Origin of the sequence: Azotobacter vinelandii CA, assembly GCF_000380335.1 — a bacterium.
Classification (GTDB): domain Bacteria; phylum Pseudomonadota; class Gammaproteobacteria; order Pseudomonadales; family Pseudomonadaceae; genus Azotobacter; species Azotobacter vinelandii.
This window is the reverse complement of the sequence record NC_021149.1, coordinates 4,959,266-4,985,196: the sequence shown is the minus strand read 5'-3', so window position 1 is coordinate 4,985,196 and position 25,931 is coordinate 4,959,266. Positions and strand designations below refer to the sequence as shown.

At 63.7% G+C, this 25,931-nt stretch carries 22 protein-coding genes and 1 pseudogene; 12 read left to right on the top strand and 11 right to left on the bottom strand.

Annotated features, from left to right (window positions below):
• Positions 1-122 precede the first annotated feature (122 nt).
• The 3 genes from AVCA_RS22500 (at position 123) to AVCA_RS22490 (ending at position 4,020) form a co-directional block, all read left to right on the top strand.
• Positions 123-1,859 (top strand): IlvD/Edd family dehydratase, encoded by a 1,737-nt coding sequence (locus tag AVCA_RS22500; RefSeq protein ID WP_012703384.1) that lies wholly within the window; start codon positions 123-125, stop codon positions 1,857-1,859.
• A gap of 252 nt (positions 1,860-2,111) precedes the next feature.
• Positions 2,112-2,834, top strand: a complete 723-nt coding sequence (locus tag AVCA_RS22495; RefSeq protein ID WP_012703383.1) for a FadR/GntR family transcriptional regulator — start codon at positions 2,112-2,114, stop codon at positions 2,832-2,834.
• Between the two features lie 172 nt (positions 2,835-3,006).
• Positions 3,007-4,020: a substrate-binding domain-containing protein gene (locus AVCA_RS22490; RefSeq protein ID WP_236616300.1), complete on the top strand. Its 1,014-nt coding sequence runs from the start codon at positions 3,007-3,009 to the stop codon at positions 4,018-4,020.
• Positions 4,021-4,056: 36 nt separating this feature from the next.
• Here AVCA_RS22490 and AVCA_RS22485 read toward each other — a convergent pair whose 3' ends face one another.
• The 3 genes from AVCA_RS22485 to AVCA_RS22475 all read right to left on the bottom strand — a co-directional run bounded on the left by AVCA_RS22485 (position 4,057) and on the right by AVCA_RS22475 (position 6,961).
• Positions 4,057-4,590: a hypothetical protein gene (locus tag AVCA_RS22485; RefSeq protein WP_012703381.1), complete on the bottom strand. Its 534-nt coding sequence runs from the start codon at positions 4,588-4,590 to the stop codon at positions 4,057-4,059.
• Positions 4,591-4,687: 97 nt separating this feature from the next.
• Positions 4,688-5,227 (bottom strand): hypothetical protein, encoded by a 540-nt coding sequence (locus AVCA_RS26960; RefSeq protein WP_072432464.1) that lies wholly within the window; start codon positions 5,225-5,227, stop codon positions 4,688-4,690.
• A 768-nt stretch (positions 5,228-5,995) separates the two neighbouring features.
• The gene (locus tag AVCA_RS22475) at positions 5,996-6,961 is read right to left on the bottom strand and encodes an alpha/beta fold hydrolase (protein ID WP_012703379.1); all 966 of its coding nucleotides are present in this window, start codon (positions 6,959-6,961) and stop codon (positions 5,996-5,998) included.
• A gap of 25 nt (positions 6,962-6,986) precedes the next feature.
• Between AVCA_RS22475 and AVCA_RS26955 the strand changes: the two genes are divergently transcribed.
• Positions 6,987-7,697 (top strand): hypothetical protein, encoded by a 711-nt coding sequence (locus tag AVCA_RS26955; protein ID WP_231876187.1) that lies wholly within the window; start codon positions 6,987-6,989, stop codon positions 7,695-7,697.
• A 154-nt stretch (positions 7,698-7,851) separates the two neighbouring features.
• On the opposite strand, the gene AVCA_RS22465 is transcribed toward AVCA_RS26955, so the two are convergent.
• The 3 genes from AVCA_RS22465 to AVCA_RS22455 form a co-directional block, all read right to left on the bottom strand.
• Positions 7,852-8,034 (bottom strand): hypothetical protein, encoded by a 183-nt coding sequence (locus AVCA_RS22465; RefSeq protein ID WP_231876186.1) that lies wholly within the window; start codon positions 8,032-8,034, stop codon positions 7,852-7,854.
• Between the two features lie 176 nt (positions 8,035-8,210).
• On the bottom strand, positions 8,211-8,390 hold the full coding sequence (locus AVCA_RS22460) for a hypothetical protein (protein WP_012703376.1): 180 nt from the start codon (positions 8,388-8,390) through the stop codon (positions 8,211-8,213).
• A gap of 375 nt (positions 8,391-8,765) precedes the next feature.
• Entirely contained in the window at positions 8,766-10,835 is a 2,070-nt protein-coding gene (locus tag AVCA_RS22455) for a putative bifunctional diguanylate cyclase/phosphodiesterase (RefSeq protein WP_012703375.1), read from the bottom strand.
• Positions 10,836-11,430: 595 nt separating this feature from the next.
• Between AVCA_RS22455 and AVCA_RS22445 the strand changes: the two genes are divergently transcribed.
• Positions 11,431-12,348 carry an aldo/keto reductase gene (locus AVCA_RS22445; protein ID WP_012703373.1) on the top strand — a complete coding sequence of 306 codons (918 nt, stop codon included), beginning with the start codon at positions 11,431-11,433 and terminating at the stop codon, positions 12,346-12,348.
• 36 nt (positions 12,349-12,384) lie between these two features.
• Here AVCA_RS22445 and AVCA_RS22440 read toward each other — a convergent pair whose 3' ends face one another.
• A complete protein-coding gene (locus tag AVCA_RS22440) occupies positions 12,385-12,846 on the bottom strand; it encodes an OsmC family protein (protein ID WP_012703372.1) in 462 nt (153 codons plus the stop codon).
• Between the two features lie 105 nt (positions 12,847-12,951).
• On the opposite strand from AVCA_RS22440, the gene AVCA_RS22435 reads away from it, so the two are divergent.
• A complete protein-coding gene (locus tag AVCA_RS22435; RefSeq protein ID WP_012703371.1) occupies positions 12,952-13,650 on the top strand; it encodes a cytochrome b/b6 domain-containing protein in 699 nt (232 codons plus the stop codon).
• A 30-nt stretch (positions 13,651-13,680) separates the two neighbouring features.
• Here AVCA_RS22435 and AVCA_RS22430 read toward each other — a convergent pair whose 3' ends face one another.
• Positions 13,681-14,136 carry a c-type cytochrome gene (locus AVCA_RS22430; RefSeq protein WP_012703370.1) on the bottom strand — a complete coding sequence of 152 codons (456 nt, stop codon included), beginning with the start codon at positions 14,134-14,136 and terminating at the stop codon, positions 13,681-13,683.
• Between the two features lie 183 nt (positions 14,137-14,319).
• Between AVCA_RS22430 and gabD the strand changes: the two genes are divergently transcribed.
• Both gabD and AVCA_RS22420 read left to right on the top strand, forming a co-directional pair.
• Positions 14,320-15,771 carry an NADP-dependent succinate-semialdehyde dehydrogenase gene (gabD, locus tag AVCA_RS22425; RefSeq protein ID WP_012703369.1) on the top strand — a complete coding sequence of 484 codons (1,452 nt, stop codon included), beginning with the start codon at positions 14,320-14,322 and terminating at the stop codon, positions 15,769-15,771.
• Between the two features lie 39 nt (positions 15,772-15,810).
• On the top strand, positions 15,811-16,905 hold the full coding sequence (locus AVCA_RS22420; RefSeq protein ID WP_012703368.1) for an FAD-dependent oxidoreductase: 1,095 nt from the start codon (positions 15,811-15,813) through the stop codon (positions 16,903-16,905).
• Positions 16,906-16,936: 31 nt separating this feature from the next.
• Here the strand turns inward: AVCA_RS22420 and dibA are convergent.
• The 3 genes and pseudogenes from dibA to AVCA_RS22405 all read right to left on the bottom strand — a co-directional run bounded on the left by dibA (position 16,937) and on the right by AVCA_RS22405 (position 20,418).
• A pseudogene (gene dibA, locus AVCA_RS22415) lies at positions 16,937-18,838 on the bottom strand (phosphodiesterase DibA).
• 578 nt (positions 18,839-19,416) lie between these two features.
• A complete protein-coding gene (locus AVCA_RS22410) occupies positions 19,417-20,088 on the bottom strand; it encodes a pyridoxamine 5'-phosphate oxidase family protein (RefSeq protein ID WP_012703365.1) in 672 nt (223 codons plus the stop codon).
• A gap of 39 nt (positions 20,089-20,127) precedes the next feature.
• On the bottom strand, positions 20,128-20,418 hold the full coding sequence (locus tag AVCA_RS22405) for a NifU family protein (protein ID WP_012703364.1): 291 nt from the start codon (positions 20,416-20,418) through the stop codon (positions 20,128-20,130).
• Positions 20,419-20,793: 375 nt separating this feature from the next.
• Here AVCA_RS22405 and anfA point away from each other — a divergent pair, with 375 nt between their 5' ends.
• From anfA to anfG, 4 genes are all read left to right on the top strand, one after another.
• The gene (gene anfA / locus AVCA_RS22400; RefSeq protein ID WP_012703363.1) at positions 20,794-22,407 is read left to right on the top strand and encodes a nitrogenase transcriptional regulator AnfA; all 1,614 of its coding nucleotides are present in this window, start codon (positions 20,794-20,796) and stop codon (positions 22,405-22,407) included.
• A gap of 683 nt (positions 22,408-23,090) precedes the next feature.
• The gene (nifH, locus tag AVCA_RS22395; protein ID WP_012703362.1) at positions 23,091-23,918 is read left to right on the top strand and encodes a nitrogenase iron protein; all 828 of its coding nucleotides are present in this window, start codon (positions 23,091-23,093) and stop codon (positions 23,916-23,918) included.
• Positions 23,919-23,955: 37 nt separating this feature from the next.
• Complete coding sequence (gene anfD / locus AVCA_RS22390) at positions 23,956-25,512, top strand: nitrogenase iron-iron protein, alpha chain (protein ID WP_012703361.1); 1,557 nt, start codon at positions 23,956-23,958, stop codon at positions 25,510-25,512.
• A gap of 12 nt (positions 25,513-25,524) precedes the next feature.
• Positions 25,525-25,923: a Fe-only nitrogenase subunit delta gene (gene anfG / locus AVCA_RS22385; RefSeq protein WP_012703360.1), complete on the top strand. Its 399-nt coding sequence runs from the start codon at positions 25,525-25,527 to the stop codon at positions 25,921-25,923.
• Positions 25,924-25,931 lie beyond the last annotated feature (8 nt).

The following is a 25,931-nucleotide window of genomic DNA, read 5'->3' as shown; positions in this document are numbered from 1 at the left end:
TGCCAGCGGACTATATAGTAATACTATTTTAAGGATCAACTCTTCCAATTTGCTTTTTATGCGGGTAATTTTGTCCTGCGTTGCTCAATATAGTATTACTAAATCAACAAGAGACCTTCCCCATGTCCGACAAGCGTCCCCTCCGTTCCGCCGCCTGGTTCGGCAGTACCGACAAGAATGGCTTCATGTACCGCAGCTGGATGAAGAACCAGGGCATCCCGGACCACGAGTTCCAGGGCAAGCCGATCATCGGCATCTGCAACACCTGGTCGGAGCTGACCCCGTGCAACGCCCACTTCCGCAAGGTCGCCGAACACGTGAAGAAGGGCGTGCTGGAGGCAGGCGGCTTCCCGGTCGAATTCCCGGTGTTCTCCAACGGCGAATCCAACCTGCGTCCCACGGCGATGCTGACCCGCAACCTGGCGAGCATGGACGTGGAGGAAGCGATCCGCGGCAACCCGGTGGACGCGGTGGTACTGCTCACCGGCTGCGACAAGACCACCCCGGCCCTGTTGATGGGCGCGGCCAGTTGCGACGTGCCGGCCATCGTGGTGACCGGCGGACCCATGCTCAACGGCAAGCACAAGGGCCGCGACATCGGTGCCGGCACTGTGGTCTGGCAGATGCACGAGGCCTACAAGGCCGGGCAGATCAGCCTCGACGAATTCCTTTCCGCCGAGGCCGGCATGTCGCGCTCGGCCGGTACCTGCAACACCATGGGCACCGCTTCGACCATGGCCTGCATGGCCGAGGCGCTGGGCACCTCGCTGCCGCACAACGCGGCGATCCCGGCGGTGGATGCGCGCCGTTACGTACTGGCGCACCTCTCCGGCATGCGCATCGTCGAGATGGTCTGGGAGGATCTGTGCCTGTCGAAGATCCTCACCAGGGAAGCCTTCGAGAACGCCATTCGGGTCAACGCGGCGATCGGCGGCTCGACCAACGCGGTGATCCACCTCAAGGCCATCGCCGGGCGCATCGGCGTGTCGCTCGAACTGGATGACTGGACCCGCATCGGCCGCGGCATGCCGACCATTGTCGACCTGCAGCCCTCCGGGCGTTTCCTGATGGAGGAGTTCTACTACGCCGGCGGGCTGCCGGCGGTGATCCGACGGATGGACGAGGGCGGCCTGCTGCCCAACCCCGGAGCGCTGACGGTGAACGGCAAATCACTGGGGGACAACTGCGCGCGGGCGCCGATCTACGGCGAGGACGAGGTGATCCGCACGCTGGACAACCCGCTGCGCGCCGACGGCGGCATCTGCGTGCTGCGTGGCAACCTGGCGCCCAGGGGCGCGGTGCTCAAGCCGTCCGCCGCCACCCCGGCGCTGATGCAGCATCGCGGCCGCGCGGTGGTGTTCGAGAACTTCGACGACTACAAGGCGCGCATCGCCGACCCCGCGCTAGACGTCGACGAAACCTGCGTCCTGGTCATGAAGAACGCCGGGCCCAAGGGTTATCCGGGCATGGCCGAGGTGGGCAACATGGGCTTGCCGCCGAAGGTCCTGGCCAAGGGCATCACCGACATGGTGCGCATTTCCGATGCGCGGATGAGCGGCACCGCCTACGGCACCGTGGTCCTGCACGTGGCGCCGGAAGCGGCGGCCGGCGGCCCGCTGGCGGCGGTGCGCGACGGCGACATGATCGAACTGGACTGCGCCGGCGGCCGCCTGCACCTGGACATCTCCGACGAGGAACTGGCCGCGCGCCTGGCCGACCTGGCGCCGCCGGCCCCGCTGTTGTGGGACGGCGGCTACCGGCGGCTGTACATCGACCACGTGCTGCAGGCCGACGAGGGCTGCGACTTCGATTTCCTGGTCGGCTGCCGTGGCGCGGAGGTGCCGCGCCATTCGCATTGAGATCAAGCCCTTTCCGGGGCTTCGGCTGCCGCCGGGTAGGAGAGGAGCGGATTTATCCGCGATGAAGCGCGAAACCGGAAGTATCGCGAATGAGTCCGCTCCCACCGAAGCGCCATCGACCGCCTCCCCCGGAGCAAGACCCCGATAAGGAGTGGCTGCGGGGCCCCAGCCCGCCATCGGTTCGCGCCGGCCCTCTGAACCACCCGCGGTCGGTGCTACTATGCCGGGCTTCCCCGGAACCGCCGCAGACCGATGGACTACCGCCAGCCCAAACCCCGCAAGAGCCAGCACGCCCGCATCGTGCACGAACTCGGTCGCCTGATCGTCTCCGGCCGTCTCAAGCCCGAGGAGCGGCTGCCTGCCGAGGCGCAGCTCTGCGAGGACTACGATGTCAGCCGCACGGTGCTGCGCGAGGCGACCCGGGTGCTGGTGGCCAAGGGACTGGTCCAGTCCAAGCCGCGCGTCGGCAGCGTGGTGCGGCCGCGCTGTGACTGGCACCTGCTCGACCCGGACGTGCTGCATTGGCTGATGCAGAGCAGCCCGCAGGGCGAGTTCTTCGACAAGCTGTCCAGCGTGCGCTGCATCATCGAGCCGGCTTCGGCCGCGCTGGCCGCGGTCAACGCCACCCCCGAGGATCTCGAAGCCATCGCCGAGGCCTATGCGCGCATGGAGGCGGCCAAGAGCCCGGAGAGTTTCCTGGAGCCCGACCTGGACTTTCACAGCCGCATCGCCGAGGCCACCCATAACGAGCTGCTGGCGCACCTGTGCAACATGTTCTCGCTGGCCCTGCGCGAGTCGATGACCCATTCCAACCGGCGGCCCAACCTCCACGAACTGGCCCTGCCGCGGCACAAGGCGATCCTCACCGCTATCCAGAACCGCGACACCCTGGGCGCGCGACATGCTTCGCTGGTTCAACTGGAGGACGCGCGCGCCGCGCTGAGCGCGGTGCTGGGCGAGGATTTTCCGCTATAGCCTTCGTCCAGGACGCCATGCCGTCCGACGAGGGCGCGGGTCGCGAAATTGCAGCATGGCGCGGTCTTATAATCAGGCTCGTCCCCGCTCCGCGCATCGGTGGACAACATCGGTTCGCCCTATCCGGATAGCTCCGTTCGGCTCGATGGAACGGCAAGGCAAGGGATTCACCTTGAAAGAACGGCCATACCCCCGCTTCCTTTCCCTGGCGGGCCCGCTTTTCGGGGCACTGCTCGCCTCCGGCGCCGATGCCGAGCCCCTGCGCTTCGCCCTGGTCGCCAAGCGGGTCGACCATCCGTTCTTCATCCAGGCCGGCGAAGGCTGTGCGGAAGCCGCCCGTGCCCAAGGCGACACCTGTCTGTTGCTGGGCGCGGCGGGTCCGACGCATTTCCGCCGGCAGAACCAGGCCCTGGAGCAGGCCCTCGACATGGGGCTGGACGGCATCGCGCTGTCCGTGACCCATTCGCAGTGGCTGGCCGATCATGCCCTGAAACGGGCGAGCCGGACGCCCCTCATCACCTTCGATTCGGACCTGGGACCCGCGGAACGGCACCTGCGTCTCGGCTACGTCGGCCTGGACAACCAGCTCTTCGGCCGGCGGCTGGCCAGGCTCGCCCAGCACTTCAGGCCGCAAGGCGGGAGGTTGTGCATACTGAGTGGCAACCTGCAGGACACCAATCTCCAGGAGCGTCTCCAGGGCATTCGCCGGCAGCTCGGCGCCGCCCGCGATGGAGACCGGCTGGACGGAGAGAACGGCTGGCGCGAACTGAACCGCTGTCCGCTCTATTCCTCCGACGATCAGCAGACCGCGCTGCTCCAGCTCGCTACCCTCCTGGACGGCAACTCGGTCGATGTCGTCATCAGCATCGCCGCCTGGCCGTCCCTCCAGGCCGCGACCTTCCGCCAGCGGCTGGGCGAACTCGGCGAGCATGTTTCCCACCCGGTCATCATCATGACCACCAACGAGCCGGATGCGGCCCAGCTCGAATTGCTCGACGAGGGGCTGGTGCAGGCCTACCTGGACATCGATAGCCGCGAGATGGGCCGCCAGAGCTACTGGATGCTCAAGCGTCTGGCGCAGGGCAAGACGGTTCCGAAGGACCTGCTCATCGATGACCGGGTGGTTTACCTGTATCTGTCCGGATCTTCGGCACCGCCGGACCGTCCCCCCGCGACCGAGCCTTGAGGCGGACGGGAGGCTCGTACGAGGAGCGGGACGCTCCTAGCGGTCCCGGGTTTTATCGTGCGACCAGAAGAGCTTGAATGCCAGGGGTATCGAAATGAAAAAGTTCGCCAGGTTTTGCAGCGCCAGCAGGCTGAGGAGAAGCATGCTCTGGAAAAGCGCGTAGACATAATAGCCGGGGCTTGTCCGGCCGGACTCGATCAGGGCGGGGGTCGATACTATCAAGTCGAGTGAGGAAAATATCAGGCTGAGCATCGAATAGCCGAGCAGGCCCAGTGGGAGAGCCATCCAATAGCTGTAGCGATCGCCGCTCGCCCTCCAGCGTTTGTATAGATATAGGATGACGACTGCCCAGGATGCGTCGAAAGCGAGAGGATAGGCCAGAAATTTCCATTTATCTTCGAACAGGGGCTCCAACTCGCCTTTATATAGGGCATGTACGAAAGCCTGCGCCAGAAACCCGAGGCTGAGCAATACGACGGTTGCCAGGAATAGAAGTATCCAGGTCTTTTTTCGCTGCCAGTCGCTGGTGGATGAGGCGCCGATGCCGCTGGTATCCTGATGGTTGGACATTGAATGGCCTTTCCATGGTTGAATTTTGTCAGGAGCCCTGACTCAAGGGCTGGAATTCATTCTTTCCGATTGACATTCCTTTCGCCGAGGCTTGCGGTCAACTGGTTTGGGGGTATGATTTATCGCTCGACCAGAAAAGTTTGAACGCCAAGGGTATCGAGATGAAGAAATTTATCAGGTTGTGGAGTGCTATCAGGGTATATAGAAATATACATTCGAAGAATGCATGAATGTGGTCGTAAGGATTTGTACGGTCGAAATTTTCCAGATTCAAAATCGACAATATTAATTCGACTGAAGAAATTGTTAGAGTAAATATCAGGTAACTGAGAAATCCAAGTATGAGAGCTATCCAGTAGCTGTAGCGAATACTGTTTTTTCTCCAGCGCCTGTGCAGGTATATGACGATGGATGCCCAGAGTGCGCCAAAGGCAGGAGTTCCGGCCAGAATTTTCCATTTTTCTTCAAGTATGTTCCCTGTTGTGCCTTTGTATGTAGTGTATATAAATACCTCTAATAGAAAGCCAAAAATGAGCAATGCGACGGTTGCCAAGAACAAGAGTGCCCAGGTCTTTTTTCGCTGCCAGCCGCTGGCGGATGAGGCGCCGATGCCGGTGGTGTCCTGATGGTTGGGCATTGAATGGCCTTTCCATGGTTGAGTTTTGTCAGGAGTTCTGACTCAAGGGCTGGAATTCATTCTTTCCGATTGACATTCCTTTCGCCGAGGCTTTCGGTCAACTGGTTTGGGGGTATGATTTATCGTTCGACCAGAAAAGCTTGAACGCCAAGGGTATCGAGATGAAGAAGTTTATCAGATTGTGGAATGCTATCATGGTATAGAGAAACATGCACTCGGAAAAGGCATAAATATAATCATAAGGGTTGGAGCGATCGAAGCCTTCCAGGGTGAGGAACGATAATATCACGCTGCACGAGGAAATTATTAGAGTAAGTATTAGGTAGCTTAGCAAGCCAAGTATGAGCACTATCCAATAGCTGTAGCGAACGCTGTTTTTTCTCCAACGTCTGTACAGGTATATGACGATGGGTGCCCAGAGTGCACCAAGGACAGGGATCCAGACCAGGATTTTCCAATTTTCTTCGAATATGTTCCCTATTGTACCTTTGTATGTTTTATATATGAGTGACTCTAATATGAAACTAAAAGTGAGCAATGCGACGGTTGCCAGGAATAGAAGTATCCAGGTCTTTTCTCGCTGCCAGCCGCTGGCGAATGAGGCGCCGATGCCGGTGTTGTCCTGATGGTTTGACATTGAATGGCCTTTCCGTGTCCGTATTTCGTCGATATCTGTCCCGCCCGTTCGTGAGCGTGCCACACGGAGCGTCCTCTGTGGCGACGTGGCTACCGCGACATACGACATTCACGATCGAGAGCCTCCGATAATTAGTGGGGCATCGGTGCTTCGGCCGCGACGCGCTCGATGGCCGCGACCACCTGGCCCGGCGCGGCGTAGTGCAGCATGTGGCCGGCCTCCGGGATCAGTTGCAGGTGGCTGCCCGGCAGCCGCCGGTGGAGCCAGTCGGCGTGCCGCTCGTCGACCACCAGATCCCGGGTGCCGGCCATGATCACGGTCGGCAGGCGCAGCTCGGAATAGCGCTGGCGCATCGTTATCACGGCCGGGATCAGGGTCACGGCATCCTGGGATTCGGCGCGGATCTGCAGGGGCCGCAGCGGGAACTGATGGGGAAATTCGCGCCTGAAGCGTTCCGGGACGGGCAGCGGGGCGAACATGACCTTGAAAGTCAACTGCAGCAGGGAGCCGTTGAGGATCGGCGTCAGGGTGTGGCGCAGGGCGCCGCCGAGCAGGGGAATCGCCGGCGGGGCCGCCGCCAGTACATCGAGGCGGACGGTCGCCGCGTAGTAGCCGCCGAGCAGCACCAGGCCGGCCACGTCGTCCGGGTGGTCGAGGGCCATCTTCAGTGCGACGAGCGTTCCCCAGGAGTGGCCGACGATCACCGGGCGCTCGACGCCGAGCTGCCGGAGCGCCCGGTGCAGCAGTTCGGCCTGCCGGCTCGCGGTCCACAGGGTGCCGAGCGGGCGCTCGCTGTAGCCGTAGCCGGGACGGTCGAAGGCGAGGACCCGATGGACCTTGGCGGCCCGTTCGAACACCCCGCTCAGGACATAGTCCTCGGCGGTCACGGCATTGCCGTGCAGCAGCACGACCGGCGATCCCCGGCCCTGGTCGAGGTAGTGCAGGCGTACCCCGTCCACCGTGACGAAGCGCCCGCTCGGCGGATGTTCGCGTTCGGCCCGGCGGGTCCGGTAGCGGTTGTAGAGGGCCAGGGCCAGCAGCGTTGTCACGAGGAACAGCGCCAGCATCGTGGTGGAGTCGAACGGGGCTGCATTCATTGGCGTTTCTCCCTGGCATCGGCCCATGGTCCCCGAAGCAGCGAACCGGCTGGCCGGATGGATTTCATTCTGGCCTCTTTTCTGCGGGCGGGTGGGCGAGTGGGGACTCGCCGGGGGGAGCGCCTTGCCCGACCGGGCCGTTTCCCTGTCCATTATGGGTGTACGTGGGACGGATTCCTCCTTGGGGCGTTCACGTCGAATGCGTCGCCGGCTGCCCGGCCCGGGCGGCGTGCCACTGGCGCAGTGGACGATTGGCGCCGTGGTATATACTGGCCCGGGTGCAGTTATTCATAGAGGTGACAGGATGTTTCCCTGGCTCTGGTTTTGGATGCCTCGAATTTATTTTCCATTGAGCGGTGGTGTCACTCAGAGAATAGATCCCGACATCAATTGGTTTTTCGATGCGATACAGCCTGGCGCGGGCATTGCGCAGGTCGAGAAGGAAATATTCGAGAACTATTCCTACGGCAGGCAGTTGGGAATAATCATCGAGGCTCTGCTCTATAGTCTGAACAGGGAAAATCCGGAGTTTTCCAACTTGCGGGAGGCGGTGGGGAAACTTGAAAAGCTTTATTCCAAGACCGAGCGGATAAAGCAGGTCAATGCGGAAAATATCTCGGAAAATGCCATTCAACTCATGAAAAGACTCCGGGAAATGAACCCGGCGGAGTTCGACAGGGCGATCCTCGAGATAGGTTTGATTTCGCGAGTCGTACCACGGAAGCTCGGCGAATAGGCGGTTTCATTCGTCTCGCGGGGCGGCCGATCGTACCGCGCAATCCGGTTTTCCCCATCGGCAATCCCATCGGGAAGGGTCTATGGCTCTTCGTTTCGAGATGCTCGCGAACGGAGGGCGGTGTCCGTCCCTGTATCTTTGGCCGGGGACGGTCTCAAACACACTCGAAATAATCGAAGCCGAAGCGCTTGCGGAACATGTCCTGCGCCAGTTGCCGTACGCTGGGGGTGGTCGCCGGGTTTTCCAGCAGCTCCACGCACAGTCGATCCATGTACGCGACGCAGTCCCTGATACGGCGTTTCTTGCGGGCGCGTTCCATGTCGACTACGTTGTTCATGACGTTTTTTCCTCCTCGATCGGTGAGCCTGGCCATCGCCTCGGGCGGGCCGGTTGTCGCTCATGGTTGGGCCTTGCCGCCGTTTCGTCGTGCGAAGAGGGGCTGCAGGGACGTGGACGAACAGGGCCGGGCGGCTGTGCGGCGCTAATGCGCGCGGTCGGGGCTCGGAGAGCGGTTCATTGCTCGACCAGCTCTTTCGGGAAGTGCTGCAGTTTCTTCAGGTGGGCGCGGCAGTGGCCGTGGGCCGGCAGTACCGAGTAAACCTGGAGCAGTTCGCCGCCGACGGTTCGCAGCACCACATAGCTCTTGCCGTCGAACTCCCGGACGGTGCTCCGGGTCATGTTCGGCAGTTGCATAACTTCTACCCTCGCGTAATAGGCGCATTTCGCGCATCGGATCGAAGCGGCGGCATCCCTGGCGCATTATCCCCATCCCCGATATGGGATCGACCTTGGTGGCAACGTTAGGGCGCTAAGCTGTGGCTTGTAAACGCGGATTGGACGAATGGACGAAGCGGCGCAAGCGCAGCGGGCGGATCGAAAAAGCCCTTCGCGGTCAGGCTCATGCGCACCGGATGGCGCGGCAGCGCAGCGGCAAGGCCGCGAGGCCGGCACGCGGGCGCCGACCGGCGCGTCTCTTCGGCTGCTGTCCTGCCAGCGTGCTGCCGGGCGGCGCCCGACGGGCGGAGACGACGATGGGGACTGCCGGAACGGGAGAAAGGCCTGCGCCAGCTACGCCGGCGTTTCTCCGTAGCACTCGATCAACTGTTCGGCCGGCATCGGCCGCCCGAGCAGATAGCCTTGCAGCAGGTTGCAGCCGAGCCGGGTGAGGTGTTTCTGCTGCTCGGGGGTTTCCACGCCCTCGGCGACGATCTTCAGGCCCAGCGTCCGGCCCAGAGCGATGATCGCGGAGACGATGGCCGCGTCGTCGCCGCCCTGGCCCAGTTCGTTGACGAAGCCGCGGTCGATCTTCAGCTCGTTGGCCGGCAGGCGCTTGAGGTAGAGCAGGCTGGAGTAGCCGGTGCCGAAATCGTCGATGGAGATGCCAACCCCCATCGCCGCCAGTTGTTCGAGTACCGCCAGGCTGGAGTCGGCATCGCGCATGGCGGTGGATTCAGTGATTTCGAGGGTCAGGTTGTGCGCTTCCAGGCCATGTCGCTGCAGGGCTGTGCGCACCGAGTCGATCAGCTTGGCATGGGCGAACTGGCTGGCCGACAGGTTCACCGCGATGTTCCAGCTCGTATGGCCCGCCGCGCGCCAGCGCTGTATCTGCGCGCAGGCTTCGTCGAGCACCCAGTTGCCGATCGGCACGATCAGGCCGGTTTTCTCCGCCAGCGGCAGGAATTGGTCGGGCGACAGCAGGCCGCGTTCGGGATGCTGCCAGCGCAGCAGTGCCTCGACCCCGATGATCGGCCCGTCTGGGGCGATCAGCTTGGGCTGGTAGTGCAGGCGCAGCTCGTCGCGTTCCAGGGCGTGGCGCAGGTCCTGCAGCAGACGCAACTGCTCCTGGGCGTTGGCGTTCATCGAGTTCTCGAAGAAGCAGTAGCCGTCGCGGCCCTGTTCCTTGGCGTGGTACATCGCCGCGTCGGCGTTGACCAGCAGTTCGTGCGGGGCCAGCCCGTCGTCGGGGTAGACGGCGATGCCGACGCTGGCGGAGACGAATAGTTCGTGATGCTCGATCGAATAGGGCTGGCGGATGGTTTCGATCAGTTTTCCGGCGATCTTCGCCGCGTCCGTCGGTTCGCCGATTTCCGTCAACAGGATGAGTTCGTCGCCGCCCAGCCGGGCGATGGTGTCCTGGCCGCGCACGCTACCGCGAATGCGCTGCGTCACCTCCACCAGCAGCAGGTCGCCGAGGTGATGGCCGTAGGCGTCGTTGATCGCCTTGAAGCCGTCCAGGTCGATGAACAGTACGGCGAACACCTTGTGTTCGCGGCGGGCCTTTTCGATCGCCTGACCCAGGCGGTCGGCGAGCAGCATGCGGTTGGGCAACTTGGTCAGGTTGTCGTATAGCGCCAGTTGCATCAGCTCGCTGTTGGCCTTGCTGAGCGCGCTGGCCAGCGACGCGGTGCGCTGTTCCAGGCGCGAGTCCAGCACCGAGATGATCAGTGTGGTGGCCATCACGCTGAGCGCCGCCATGATCACCAGGATCGACAGCCAGCCGGTGTCGATGCCGCTGTTGGCCGCCCCGCAGTAGCTGCCCTCCGGGAACTGCGAGGCGGCCATGCCGGTGTAGTGCATGCCGACGATGGCGCAGCCCATCGCCACCGATGCGCCGGCCCGACTGAAGACCACCCAGGTGGAATGCCAGCGCAGGCGGAAGGCGATCCACAGCGCCGCGCCCGAGGCCAGCACGGCGACGACGATCGACAGGGCGAACCAGGCCGGGTCGTAGACGATGCCCGGCACCATGCGCATGGCCTCCATGCCGGTGTAGTGCATGGCGGCGATGCCGGCTCCCATCAGCGAGGCGCCCATCGCCAGCCGCGGCCAGGGTAGTTCCCGCTGGCAGACCAGCCAGAGGGCGAAGGTCGACGAGGCGATGGCGATCAGCAGGGAAGCGCTGGTCAGCCACAGGTCGTAGCCGAGCTCGATCGGCAGGCTGAACGCCAGCATGCCGACGAAGTGCATGGACCAGATACCCGTTCCCATGGCCAGCGCCCCGCCGGCCAGCCAGGCGAGCCGCGCGCCCCGCTGGGCCGTGGAAACCCGGCCGGCGATGTCGAGGGCGGTGTAGGAGGCGAGGATGGCGACGATCAGGGAGAAAACGACGAGAACTTCGTTGTAGCGGCTGGCAAGCATGGACGCTCCGTACTGCGTAAGGGCAGCGCTGCATGATCGATCGGAGGGAGTTGCGTTGGTCTGGCGGACGGATGATATCACCGGGCTATTGCTTTTATTGGGATGCCGGGGAAGCGGCGTCGCATGGGGAATCGCGCCGGTTTCCCCGCCGGGCGGCTTGCCGGAGAGCGGCCATGGCCGGTTACCGGGGCCGAGGCGCTCCGTGGTCGGTCGGGCCGCTGTCGCAGCCTACGCCAAAACGCCGAGAGCCCCCGGAGATTGGTTACAAAACATTGCCGTCGACGGGCCGGATGAGCGCGGCGAAAGCCGCCGAGCTGCGGGTTTCCCTTTCCCCGGCCGAGCCGTCGGGCAGGGCTTCGGCGATTCGCCGGCAGTGCCCATGGGCTGTCCGGGGCAGGGCGGGCGCGGAGCGGAAAGTCCAGTCGGCGTGATGGGATTCATCTTCCCATGATAAGAATTCATTTTCGCTGTGGAAATAATGAGCGCGACTGGTCTGCATTGTGATGCGCGCCCGATTCGAAAGCCTGTCGTTCCCCGTATGGATGCCGGCGCAGGCCATATCCGCAGCACGGGCTCATCTCAAGGAGGAAGATCCATGTACAGCCGTCGTCAGCTTCTGCACTACTCGGCCCTGTTCGCCGCCCTGGCCGCCATGGCCCCGCTGTCGTCCATATCGCTGTTGGCCGCCGAGCCGCTACTCGCGCGACGCATCCCTTCCAGCGGCGAGGAGTTGCCGGCGGTCGGCCTGGGTACCTCGCGGACCCATGATGTCTCCCTCGACGACGAGGCCCTGACGCCCCTTCTGGAGGTACTGCGCACCCTGGTCGAGGGCGGCGGCAGCCTGGTCGACACCGCGCCGAGCTACGGTCGCGCCGAGCGGGTGGTCGGCGAACTGGCCCGGCGCCTCGGTGCGCGCGAGCGGCTGTTCCTCGCCAGCAAGGTGTCCGCCAGCGGGCAGAAGGCCGGCCGCCGGCAGATCGAGGCCAGCTTCAAGGCACTGCAGACCGACCGCATCGACCTGCTGCAGGTGCACAATCTGCAGGACACCGCCACCCAACTGGCCCTGTTGCGCGAGCTGAAGGGGCAGGGGCGGTTACGCTACATCGGTGTGACCCACTATCTGGAGTCGGCCCACGACGACCTGCTGGCGGTGTTGCGCAAGGAGAAGGTCGACTTCGTGCAGTTCAACTATTCGGTCGGCGAGCGCAACGCCGAGAAGCGCCTGCTGCCGTTCTGCGCCGACCACGGCATCGCCACCCTGATCAACCGGCCGTTCATGCGCGGCGCCCTGTTCGCCCGGGTCAAGGGCCAGTCGCTGCCGCCGCTGGCGCAGGAGCTGGGCGCGACCTCCTGGGCGCAACTGCTGCTCAAGTACATCCTCGCCGAGCCGGCGGTGACCGCGGTGATTCCGGCCACCGACAAGCCGCGCTACATGGCCGACAACCTGCTCGCCGCGCAGGGCCGCCTGCCGGATGCCGGACAGCGCGCGCGGATCGTCGAACTGTTCGCCTGAGTCGGGGCGGCAAGGCCCCGATCCTGTCGGGCCGGCTCACTCCTCCGGCTGCTTGAGCAGCACGCCTTCGGCGTCGCGGACCCACAGGCGGACGGGGATGCCCTGGGCCACGCTGCGGCCGACCGTGCAGAATTCCTCGAACTGGCCGAGGATGCGCGGCAGGTGTTCCAGCTCGGCGGCGCGGCGGCCGAGCTGCAATTCGATGCCGATGCCCAGCACGCGCAGGCGGTTCTGTTCGTTGCGGCCGACCTCCGCGCTGGCCTGGCAGCGCAAGGGCTCGGCGTCCTGCTTGAACTTGCGCAGGGCGAACAGCAGGCTGGCGGTCAGACAGTTGGCCACGGCGGAAAGCAGCAGTTGCACCGGGCTCGGACCCCGACCGGTGCCCAGCGGCGGCGGCTCGTCGACGATCAGGGGCGGCTGGCCGTCGCCGAAGTCGAGGCTGCAGCGGTAGTCTTCCTGCTGCTGCAGGGTCAGGGTGACGCGTTCGTTGTCGCTCATGGGAGGCTCCTCGCTGGGGATGGCCGGCTTCCCGGCCGCTGCTACCCTGCGGCGGGGCCCCGGGTATCGGCCGGGCGCCGGTTCGCGCAGGAGAGGATTCAGGAGATGTCGGACAGTATCAAGGTCTGGGACGCACCGCTGCGTCTGTTTCACTGGTCGCTGGCGCTGGCCGTCGGTGGCGCCATGCTCACCGGCTGGCTGGGCGGCAATCTGATGGTCTGGCACGGCCGGCTGGGCCTGTCGATCCTCGGGTTGCTGGCGTTCCGCCTGCTCTGGGGCATGCTGGGCTCGACCTATGCGCGCTGGTCGCGGATCTTCGCCGCGCCGTTGCGGCTGGGCGATTACCTGGCTGGACGCTGGCGGGAGGCCGGGCACAATCCGCTGGGCTCCCTGTCGGTGCTGGCGCTGCTCGGCCTGGCGGCCTTCCAGACCCTGAGCGGTCTGGCGGCGAACGACGACATCGCCTTCCAGGGACCGCTGTACCGGCTGGTGGAAACCGACACCAGCACCTGGCTGACCGCTCTGCACCGGCAGGCCTGGTGGCTGCTGCTGGGGCTGATCGGCCTGCATCTGCTGGCGATCCTCTATTACTCGCTGGTGCGCCGCCAGCCGCTGGTGCGGGCGATGGTCGGCGGCCGCAGCCCGCGCCGCTACCCGGAGCAGCACGAGGCCAGCGGCGGAGCGCCGTGGGCGCTGGGCGTGGCGCTGGCCGGCGCGCTGCTGCTGGTCTGGGGCGTGCAGTCGGCGGCCGGCTGGCTGGCGCCGCCAGCCGCCCCGGCGGCACCGGCGGCGCTCGACTGGTAGGGCCCTAGGTCGGCGCCGCCGGTCCGGGGCTCATTTCGTGCGGAACTGGTCGTGGCAGGCCTTGCAAGTCTTGCCGACCTCGCCGAAGGCGGTCTTGATGCGCGCCTGGTCGCCGCTGGCCGCCTCGCTGGCCAGCTTGTCGACGGCGCCGGTGAAGTTGCGGGCCAGCTTGTTGGCTTCGTCGAGGTTCTTGAAGAACTCCGGCTTGAGGCGGGTCTTGTCGCCCATCTGATCGGTGGCGGTACCGGGACCGTACAGGGAGCCCATGCCGGAATTGGCGATGGCGGCGATGGCGTTGGCGGCGGCGACCACCTGGGCTTTGTTGTAAGGCACGCTGCCGTCCACGACCTGGGCCTTGATCTTGCCCATGTTCCAGGCCATGAAGCTGTAGCCGGCCTGGCGGTACTCGATCTGTTCCTCCGGCTTGAGCTGGGCCTCGGCGCTCAGGGTGGCCAGCAGCAGGGCGGCGCCGAAGCCGCCGATCATCAGTTTCTTCACGGTATCTCCTTGTTGGGTCCGGGATGTTTTCCGGTGACGACGGACGGTCGGGAGCCGTCCGCTGGGGGCTATACTCCCCGCCAAACCGCGACGAGCGCAAGCCGAGGGCCGGCGCCGGCGCACAGCGCGGCAGCCCGCCGCGTCCTGCCGATTACGAAGGAGTGGATCGCAATGCAACTGAACGATGCCCGGCTGTTCCGCCAACAGGCTTACATCGAGGGTCGCTGGGTGGATGCCGACGGCGGGCAGACCCTCGCGGTGAACAATCCGGCCAGCAACGAGATCCTCGGCGGCGTGCCGAAAATGGGCGCGGCGGAGACCCGCCGCGCCATCGAGGCCGCCGAGCGGGCGCTGCTGGCCTGGCGCGCGCTGACCGCCAAGGAGCGCGCGGGCAAGCTGCGGTGCTGGTTCGAACTGCTGCTCGAGCATCAGGACGACCTGGCCCGGCTGATGACCCTGGAGCAGGGCAAGCCGCTGGCCGAGGCGCGCGGCGAGATCGCCTATGCCGCCTCCTTCCTCGAATGGTTCGCCGAGGAGGCCAAGCGCATCTACGGCGACACCATCCCCGGCCACCAGGCGGACAAGCGCATCCTGGTGATCAAGCAGCCGGTCGGCGTCTGCGCGGCCATCACGCCATGGAACTTCCCGGCGGCGATGATCACCCGCAAGGCCGGCCCGTCACTGGCCGCCGGCTGCACCCTGGTGCTCAAGCCGGCCTCGCAGACGCCCTTCTCGGCGCTGGCGCTGGCCGAGCTGGCCGAGCGCGCCGGCATTCCGGCGGGGGTATTCAACGTGGTCACCGGCAGCGCCGCCGAGATCGGCGGCGAACTGACCGCCAACCCGATCGTACGCAAGCTGTCCTTCACCGGCTCCACCGAGATCGGCCGCCAGTTGATGGCCCAGTGCGCCAGGGACATCAAGAAGGTTTCCCTGGAACTGGGCGGCAACGCACCCTTCATCGTCTTCGACGACGCCGATCTGGACGCGGCGGTGGAGGGCGCGCTGGCTTCGAAATACCGCAACGCCGGGCAGACCTGCGTGTGCGCCAACCGCCTGTACGTGCAGGACGGCGTGTACGACGCCTTCGCCGAGAAGCTCAGGGCCGCGGTGGCGCGCCTGAAGGTCGGCAACGGCCTGGAGGAAGGGGTGAGCATCGGTCCGTTGATCGACGACAAGGCGGTGGGCAAGGTCGAGGAACACATCGCCGATGCGGTTTCCCGCGGCGCCAGGGTGATCGCCGGCGGTCGGCCCCACGCGCTCGGTGGCACCTTTTTCGAACCGACCATTCTCGCCGAGGTGCCGGCGGATGCGCGGGTCGCCCGCGAGGAGACCTTCGGGCCGCTGGCCCCGCTGTTCCGCTTCGGGGACGACGACGAGGCGATCGCCCTGGCCAATGCCACCGAGTTCGGTCTGGCCGCCTATTTCTACGCCCGCGACCTGTCCCGGGTATTCCGCGTGGCCGAGTCGCTGGAATACGGCATCGTCGGCGTCAACACCGGGCTGATCTCCACCGAGGTGGCGCCGTTCGGCGGGGTCAAGGCCTCGGGCCTGGGCCGCGAGGGCTCCAAGTACGGTATCGAGGACTATCTGGAGATCAAGTATCTCTGCCTCGGCGGTATCTGAGCGCGCGGCGGCGCAGCCGGCGGAGCCGCGCCGCGGATCATGGGCGATGAGGGATGGGAGGTAGTTATCGACCTGCTGCTGATCGGGGCCGGGCACAGCCATCTGGGCGTGCTGCGGCGCTGGGCCCGGGGACGCCGGCCGAAAGGGCGTCTCGGATTGATCGATGCCGCGCCGCAGGCCTGGTATGCGGGGAGACTGCCGGGGCTGCTCGCCGGGCGCCACGCGCCGCAGGACTGTTGCATCGAGCTGGCGCCGCTGTGCCGGGCGGCGGACGTCGAACTGATCGTCGGCGAGGTGTGCGCGCTGCGAGCCTCGACCCGCGAGGTGCGACTGACCGACGGGCGGCTGCTCGGGGCCGAGTGGCTGTCGCTGAATGTCGGCGCCGGACGGCTCGTGCCGCCCCGCCAGGGCGAGGATATGCAGGTGCTGTCGGCCAAGCCCTTCGCCGCTTTCCTCGACGGCTGGCAGCGCTGGCGGCAGGCGCCCGAGCCGGTGGCGATCCTCGGCGGCGGGCCGGCCGGGGTCGAGCTGGCCCTGGCGCTGGCCGGTCAGGTGCCGGCGCTGTCGCTGTTCAGCGCCGGGCCGCTGCTCGAGGGGCGCGCGGCGGGCCTGCGCCTGCGCGCCCTCGGCGCGCTGCGCCGGCGCGGCGTGTGGGTGCGCGAGCATTGCCCGATCAGCGGGATCGACGGGCAACTCCTGCTCAGTGCCGGGGAGCCGGTCTGGCAGGGCTCCCGCCTGCTTCTGGCGGGCGACGCCGCGGCGCCGGCGTGGCTGGCGCACAGCGGCCTGGCCTGCGATGCGGAGGGATTCGTGCGGGTCTCCGCGACCCTGCAGAGTCTGTCCCAGCCGCGGATCTTCGCCAGCGGCGACTGCGCCGCGCTGCCCGGTGCGGACAAGAGCGCCGCCCAGGCCCTGCACCAGGCCCGGGTGCTCAGCCACAACCTGCGCGCGGTGCTGGCCGGCCGCGCACTGCAGCACCATCGGCCGCAGCGGCAGAACCTGCTCCTGCTCGCCTGCGGCGATGGCGAGGCGTTGCTCGGCTGGCGCGGCTGGAGCGCCGGCGGGCGTTTCTGCGGCTACTGGCGGGAATGGCTGGATCGGCGCTTCGTGCGGCGCCACGCCGCGAGCGGCTGAGGCGGGGCACGCCGGCGTGCGAAGGCCCGGCTCAGCCGGCCAGGGCCTTCGCCGGCAGCGCGGCCGCCGTCCGGAAGAGTTCCTCCGCCGGTTGCGGCCGGCCGAAGAGATAGCCCTGGCCCAGGAAGCACTGGTTGCGTTCGAGGAACTCCGCCTGCTCCGGCCGCTCGATGCCTTCGGCCAGCACGCTCAGACCCAGGCTCTGGGCGAGCACTATCACCGAGCGGGCAATGGCGGCGTCCTTGCTGTCGGATGGCAGGCCGGCGACGAAGCCGCGGTCGATCTTCAGCTTGTCCACCGGCATGCTTTTCAGGCGCTGCAGCGAGGAATGGCCGGTGCCGAAGTCGTCGATCGCCAGGCGCACGCCCAGATCGCGCAGCCGCTGGAGCTGGCGACGGGCGCTGTCCGGGTCGTCCATCACCGCGCTCTCGGTGATCTCCAGCTCCAGGTGACGCGCCTCCAGGCCGCTGCAGGCGAGGATCTCGGCGACCTGCAGGTCCAGCCGGCCACGGCTGAACAGGCGGGTGGAGACGTTCACCGCGACGAACTGGAGCTTGTGCCCGGCCTTCAGCCATCTGCGCATCTGCCGGCAGGCCTGCTCCATCACCCAGAGGTCGATGGTGCCGATCAGACCGTTTTCCTCGGCGACCGGGATGAACTCGCCGGGCGGCACCAGGCCGCGCTCGGGATGCTGCCAGCGCACCAGCGCTTCGAGGCTGACCAGTTGCCCGCTGCGAAGGTCGTGGATCGGCTGGTAGTGGACGCGCAGTTCGCCGTGCTCCAGGGCATGGCGCAGGGCGGCGATCAGTTCGACGCGCTGGTGCGCGTAGGCGGTCAACTCCTGGCTGTAGAAGGCGTAGGTGGCGCGCCCGTCGCTCTTGGCCTTGTGCAGGGCGGAATCGGCGTTGCGCAGCACCTGCTCGACGCTCTGCGCATCGCCGGGGAACAGGCTGATGCCGAGGCTGGCACCGATCAGCAGCCGGTGGTGCTCCAGGTAGATGGGCTGGTTCAGCGTGTCGAGGAGGGTGGTGGCCAGGGTGGCGGCCTGCTGCGGCGAGCAGTTCTCGCAGAGCAGGCCGAATTCGTCGCCGCCCAGGTGGGCGAAGGTCATGCCCTGGCGCACCACGTGGTAGATCAGTTGCTGGCTGACGCTCTTGAGCAGTTGGTCGCCCAGCTTGTGGCCGAGGCTTTCGTTGACGTGCTTGAAGTGGTCGAGGTCGAGCAGCAGGACCGCGCCCTGGCCCTTCTCCAGGCGGGCCCGTTCCAGGGCGTGCTGGACGCGCTCCTTGAACAGCAGCCGGTTCGGCAGGCCGGTCAGCGGGTCGTAATGGGCCAGGTAGTCGAGTTCGGCCTGGGAGCGCTTGATCATCGACAGGTCGGAGAACACCGCCACGTAGTGGCTGATGCCGCCTTCTTCGTTGCGGATGGCGCGGATGCTCTGCCACTGCGGATACACCTCGCCGCTCTTGCGGCGGTTCCAGATCTCGCCGTTCCATTCGAGACGTTGGCCCAGCGCCTGCCACATCTTCCGGTAGAACTCCTCGTCATGCCGACCGGACTTGAGGAGCGAGGGCGCTCGCCCGAGCACCTCGGCTTCGGTGTAGCCGGTGATCCGCGTGAAGGCCCGGTTGATGTGGACGATGCGCTGGTTCGCATCGGTGACCAGCACGCCCTCCAGGGTGCTGTCGAACACCGCGGAGGCCTGGCGCAGGCTGGCGGCATGGGCGCTGCGGTCGGCGAGCTGGCGGCGGCCGACGCAATAGAACAGCAGGGCGGTGAAGAGGATGGAGACGATGCCCCTGAGCGTCTGCTAGGCCTTCAGGTCCGCGCTGTCCACCAGGGAGATCAACAGCCAGTCGCTGGCCGTGATCCACAGGAGGGAGAGAAGGATATAGGCCAGGCAGGCGAGCAGCAGGGGAAGTCGCCTTTTCATCGGCAGGGCCTTGATCCATGGCTGCCGGGCGGGATCGTGCTGTGGGAACATTTCTTATCCAGAGAAGCGCGGGTTTTCCAGCCGGGTACGCTTGCCTAACGAGCGCTCGCACGGGCTGTTCGTTGTTCAACTTCCGAGGCATGTGTACAGGTACGATGGCTTTCTCGATCCTATGCCCTGGCCGCTCATCATAGTGGCCTTATGGTTCACGCATTTGATCGTGGTCAGCGTCACCGTGCATTTGGGGATCGTGGTGCCGCGGGGCCGCGTCCGCTTGCAAGGCGTGTCCGACGCCTCCGTCGCATGGCCGGGCGCACGGCTGGAGGGCGGCGGATGGAGGCCGGTCGGCCCATTCGAAGCCGGGCGATGGGGCCGGAGGGCTTCGCAGGCGCGGCGACGCGAGCGGCGCATGGCGGAAAACACCAAGCCCCGCACTTCCGGGCGATCGACCTGTCGCCCGGTCGGTTCTTCACGGGATGGCCAAGGGCCGCGAGGGAAGGGGTGGCCCGCTCCGGGGCCGGCCATCCGTGCGATGACGAAACATGGCAGAGCCTCGCCGATGACTCTGCCGCAAGGTCTCAGCCCAAGCGGAATTTCAATATGTCTTCCGGCATGGGAACGTCCGGGAGGTTGCGCGGGTCAGGCTCGGGCGGCAGCACCTGGTAGCGTATCGGGATCACCCCGGCCCAGGAGGGGAAGGCATAGTCCTCTTCGTCGTCGAGGGGCGGGCCGGTGCGCACCTTGCAGGACGCCTCGGCAATGGACAGGGAGGCCACGGCCGTCGCCTCGATTTCCTTGGCATGCACGGGCCGCAGGCGCTCCCACTCGCCTGGAATCAGTCCATCGACGAAGTTTCGCAGCTTCTCCGCCTTGACGGCCTCGTCGCTGATCAGTTCCGCGCGTCCCAGCAGCATGACCGAGCGGAAATTGCAGTTGAAGTTATAGGCGGAGCGGGCGATCACCAGGCCATCCAGCAGGGAGACCGTCAGGCAGATGTCCTGGTGCTCCAGGGCCTTGAACAGGCGGCCGGCGCTGGAGCCGTGCCAGTACACCCGGTCCCCCTCGCGCCAGAAGAAAGTGGGGGTCACGAAGGGAACCCCGTTCATCATGCAGCCCACGTGGGCCAGGGGCGTCGCGTCCAGAATGGCCTTGACGGTTTCCTGGTCGTAGCGGGCCAGCCAGTGGTAGCGCTTGACATGGGTACGATCGCTGGGCGCTTCGGGGTATTCGTCGTCCGTCCGGTTCGTCATGGGAATTCGTTCCTCGATTCGTCGTTGTCTGTCGGTACTTCAGAGCGGCGGCAGTTCGGGCAGTACCAGGATGGGTTCGTTTTCACCCAGGGCCAGCATCAGTTGCCGACGGATGCCGCCCAGGGTTTCTCCCGAGGCGGTACAGCCGGCGCACATGCCTTTCAGGCGCAAACGCACCTTGTAGCCGTCGATGGAGACGATCTCCATGTCGCCGCCGTCGGCCTGGAGGCCGGGGCGCAGCCGCTCGATGGTTTCGGTGATGATGCTGCTGCGTTGCTCTTCCGTCAGAGGCTTTGCGGCGGAGCGTTCGAGGTCGGGCTGGGTGTTCATGGCAACTCCTGAGCAGAAAGAAGGCTGTCCGGCCCGCAGGCCGGGAACAGCGCGGTTCCCGATGGAATGCTGGCTTTGCGTGAGCCATCGCTCAGGAGGGTTGGCAATAAGCATGCCGCGCCGGATGCGCCCGCCATTCGCCATTGAAGAGGGATGGATTTGATTCGGAGCGGCTCCGCGGGACGAGGTTTTTTACCTAACGGTAAATTGCCGTGGGCTCGTATTCACCGTCGTCGCACCTTCTGGAAAGCGCCTCGCGCCGTTGGCTTGCCGCCTGTCCTCGGGATAGCGTTATATAGACATATATATCGATAAGGCGGGCTGGCCCTAAAATTGCTCTTACTCGAGACCAATGGATAAACAAGGCGGATTGGCATGAGCGATCAGGCAACCTTCGAGTTCGACACGGATTACTTCGTCGAGGAGTTCAGCCACTGCTTCACCGGCGAGTGCCGGGTGAAGATGCTCCCCATCCTGTACAAGATCAGCCAGATCATTACCGGCAATGCCGATCTGGCCGATGCCCTGTCCATCGTTCTGGGCGTCATGCAGCAGCACCTGAAGATGCAGCGCGGCATCGTCACGCTCTACGACATGCGTGCCGAAACCATCTTCATCCACGATAGCTTCGGCTTGACGGAAGAGGAGAAGAAACGCGGCATCTACGCTGTCGGCGAGGGCATCACCGGCAAGGTGGTGGAAACGGGCAAGGCCATTGTCGCCCGGCGTTTGCAGGAGCATCCGGACTTTCTGGGGCGCACCCGGGTATCCCGCAACGGCAAGGCCAAGGCAGCGTTTTTCTGTGTGCCCATCATGCGTGCCCAGAAAGTGCTGGGCACCATCGCTGCGGAGCGGGTTTACATGAATCCGCGCCTGCTCAAGCAGGATGTCGAACTGCTGACCATGATCGCCACCATGATCGCTCCCCTGGTCGAGTTGTACCTGATCGAGAACATCGAAAGGGTGCGTCTGGAAAACGAAAACCGTCGCCTGAAGCATGCGTTGAAGGAGCGTTTCAAGCCTTCCAACATCATCGGCAATTCCAAGCCCATGCAGGAGGTGTACGAACTGATTCACAAGGTGGCCTCCACCAAGGCCACGGTGCTGATCCTGGGGGAAAGCGGAGTCGGCAAGGAACTGGTGGCCAACGCCATCCACTACAACAGCCCCAATGCCGAGGCTGCTCTCGTCACCTCCAACTGCGCGGCGCTGCCGGAGAATCTGGCGGAAAGCGAACTCTTCGGCCATGAAAAGGGCTCCTTTACCGGAGCCTTGACCATGCACAAGGGCTGTTTCGAGCAGGCCGATGGCGGCACCATCTTCCTGGACGAGGTCGGCGAACTGAGCCCGACGGTCCAGGCCAAGCTGCTGCGGGTGCTGCAGAACCGTACCTTCGAGCGGGTAGGGGGCAGCAAGCCGGTCAAGGTGGATGTGCGCATCATCGCGGCGACCAACCGCAACCTGGTGGAAATGGTGGAGCAGGGCACTTTTCGTGAAGACCTGTATTACCGCCTCAATGTCTTTCCCATTACCGTCCCGCCGTTACGTGAGCGGGGCAGCGACGTCATCGCCCTGGCAGATCACTTTGTCAGCGCCTTTTCCAGGGAGAACGGCAAGAACGTCAAGCGCATCTCCACGCCGGCGCTCAACATGTTGATGAGCTATCACTGGCCGGGCAATGTCCGCGAACTGGAAAACGTCATGGAGCGTGCGGTCATTCTGTCCGATGACGATGTGATCCATAGCTACAATCTGCCCCCCTCCCTGCAGACCTCCAAAGAGAGCGGTACGGCCTTCGGGCTCACCCTGGAGGAAAAGATAAAGGCTGTCGAGTGCGAGATGATTGTGGAGGCCTTGAAAAACTCCAGCGGTCACATAGGGGAGGCGGCCAAGGAGCTGGGTTTGACGCGGCGCATGCTTGGCGTACGGATGGAGCGTTATGGCATCAGTTATAAAAGTTTTCGCGGTACGCATGATACCGATGAGTGAATGATCTCCGAACGCTGGTTTTCCTCTCCGTATTTTGTTCCCCTGCCAATCCGGATCTGATCTCCCGAGGCGGTTCGCGCTCGAGCCGACTCGCCTTCATGATCCACCTCCCGTATATGAAAACCTCATGATCGGCTCGGCCTGTTGCGGCAGTTAACGCAAGTATGGCCGTTTTCCATTGCCTTTTTTCAACTTCGAGTTGGATGTTCATATCGGTTCTGTGTACTTGGTCGTAGTGTGCGAGTTTTGGTGCGGCCGGGTACGAAGCTCTTTTAAGAACACTCGATTTTTCACTTTTCCAAATATACCTGGCCCGAATGGAAGTTCGGGGAAATGGCTGGGTCGGTAAATTCTTCGTTCTTGGAGCAGGGGCTGCGGAGTGACTTGCCGAGCTGTTTCCGCATCGGGCCGGACCATGACGAATACCTGCTCTCCTGGTTGCTGGAAAATTTCCAGTATTTTCAATTGATTGAATAGGGTGGTCGCTGCCGGACAACCTGTCGCGACTTGTTTGGTGGCGCGGCCGGTAAACTGGCACATGCATTGCTTTATATACGACGTCACCTCGAAAGTATTCTGTGTTGACGCGATCTCGGTTCGAACGACTCCTCTGGCGCATTTCGTTGTCGTTGATTTTTTGTGTCTTTGTTCTTGGCAAGTTATTGATAGAGAGGTTTTTTGTTATGACTCGTAAAGTAGCCATTTACGGAAAAGGCGGTATCGGCAAATCCACCACTACCCAGAATACTGCCGCAGCGCTGGCCTATTTCCACGACAAGAAAGTCTTCATCCACGGCTGCGACCCCAAGGCGGACTCCACCCGCCTGATTCTCGGCGGCAAACCTCAGGAAACCCTGATGGACATGCTGCGCGACAAGGGCGCCGAAAAGATCACCAACGACGACGTGATCAAAAAAGGCTTTCTGGACATCCAGTGCGTGGAGTCCGGCGGCCCCGAGCCGGGCGTTGGTTGCGCTGGCCGCGGCGTGATCACCGCCATCGACCTGATGGAAGAAAACGGCGCCTATACCGATGACCTGGATTTCGTGTTCTTCGACGTACTGGGCGACGTCGTGTGCGGCGGTTTCGCCATGCCGATCCGCGACGGCAAGGCCCAGGAAGTCTACATCGTGGCTTCCGGGGAGATGATGGCCATTTATGCGGCCAACAACATCTGCAAGGGCCTGGTGAAATACGCCAAACAAAGTGGCGTGCGCCTGGGCGGCATCATTTGCAACAGCCGTAAGGTGGATGGCGAGCGCGAGTTCCTGGAAGAGTTCACCGCGGCCATCGGTACCAAGATGATCCACTTCGTTCCGCGCGACAATATCGTGCAGAAGGCCGAGTTCAACAAGAAGACCGTGACCGAGTTCGCTCCAGAGGAAAACCAGGCCAAGGAGTACGGCGAGCTGGCCCGCAAGATCATTGAGAACGATGAATTCGTCATTCCCAAACCGCTGACCATGGACCAACTGGAAGACATGGTCGTCAAGTACGGTATTGCCGACTGATCGCAGATTCCATTTATCACTCTAAAGGAGATGTGTCATGCCGCATCACGAGTTCGAGTGCAGCAAGGTTATTCCCGAGCGGAAGAAGCATGCCGTTATCAAAGGTAAAGGCGAAACGCTGGCCGACGCCCTGCCTCAAGGGTATCTGAATACCATCCCTGGTTCCATCTCCGAGCGTGGTTGTGCCTACTGTGGTGCCAAGCACGTTATCGGGACTCCCATGAAGGATGTGATTCACATCAGTCATGGCCCGGTCGGCTGCACTTACGATACCTGGCAGACCAAGCGTTATATCAGCGACAACGACAACTTCCAGCTCAAATACACCTATGCCACCGATGTGAAGGAAAAGCATATCGTGTTCGGCGCCGAGAAGTTGCTGAAGCAGAACATCATCGAAGCCTTCAAGGCGTTCCCGCAGATCAAGCGGATGACCATCTACCAGACCTGCGCCACGGCGCTGATCGGAGACGACATCAACGCCATCGCCGAAGAGGTGATGGAAGAGATGCCGGAGGTGGATATCTTCGTCTGCAACTCGCCCGGTTTCGCCGGTCCGAGCCAGTCCGGTGGTCACCACAAGATCAACATCGCCTGGATCAACCAGAAGGTGGGTACCGTCGAGCCGGAGATCACCGGCGACCATGTGATCAACTATGTGGGCGAGTACAACATTCAGGGCGACCAGGAAGTGATGGTGGATTACTTCAAGCGCATGGGTATCCAGGTGCTATCCACTTTCACCGGCAACGGTTCCTACGACGGCCTGCGTGCCATGCACAGAGCCCATCTGAACGTACTGGAATGTGCCCGCTCCGCCGAGTACATCTGCAACGAACTGCGTGTCCGTTACGGCATTCCGCGTCTGGATATCGACGGTTTCGGTTTCAAGCCACTGGCGGATTCGCTGCGTAAGATCGGTATGTTCTTCGGCATCGAAGACCGTGCCAAGGCCATCATCGACGAGGAAGTCGCCCGCTGGAAGCCGGAGTTGGACTGGTACAAGGAGCGGCTGATGGGCAAGAAGGTCTGCCTGTGGCCGGGCGGTTCCAAACTCTGGCACTGGGCCCATGTGATCGAGGAAGAAATGGGCCTCAAGGTGGTGTCGGTCTATACCAAGTTCGGCCATCAGGGCGACATGGAGAAAGGCATCGCCCGTTGCGGCGAAGGCACTTTGGCCATCGACGACCCGAACGAATTGGAAGGTCTGGAAGCCCTGGAGATGCTCAAGCCCGACATCATCCTGACCGGCAAGCGTCCGGGTGAAGTGGCCAAGAAAGTCCGGGTTCCCTACCTGAACGCCCACGCCTACCACAACGGCCCGTACAAAGGCTTCGAAGGTTGGGTGCGTTTCGCCCGCGATATTTACAACGCCATCTACTCGCCGATCCATCAGCTCTCCGGTATCGACATCACTAAAGACAATGCACCGGAGTGGGGTAATGGTTTCCGTACTCGCCAAATGCTGTCCGATGGCAACTTGAGCGATGCAGTACGTAACTCGGAAACCTTGCGCCAGTACACCGGCGGCTACGACAGCGTGAGCAAGCTGCGCGAACGGGAATATCCCGCCTTCGAGCGCAAGGTCGGCTGAGGAGATAACCTGATGAGTACCGCTTCCGCCGCTGCTGTGGTCAAACAGAAGGTCGAAGCTCCCGTGCATCCGATGGATGCACGGATCGACGAGCTGACCGACTACATCATGAAAAACTGCCTCTGGCAGTTCCATTCCCGCTCCTGGGACCGGGAACGCCAGAACGCCGAAATCCTGAAGAAAACCAAGGAACTGCTGTGCGGTGAGCCAGTGGATCTGAGCACATCCCATGATCGTTGCTACTGGGTCGATGCGGTTTGTCTGGCCGACGACTATCGGGAGCACTATCCCTGGATCAATAGCATGTCCAAGGAAGAAATCGGCTCCTTGATGCAAGGACTGAAAGACCGCATGGATTATCTGACCATCACCGGCTCGCTCAACGAAGAGTTGAGCGACAAACACTATTAAGAGGGGTT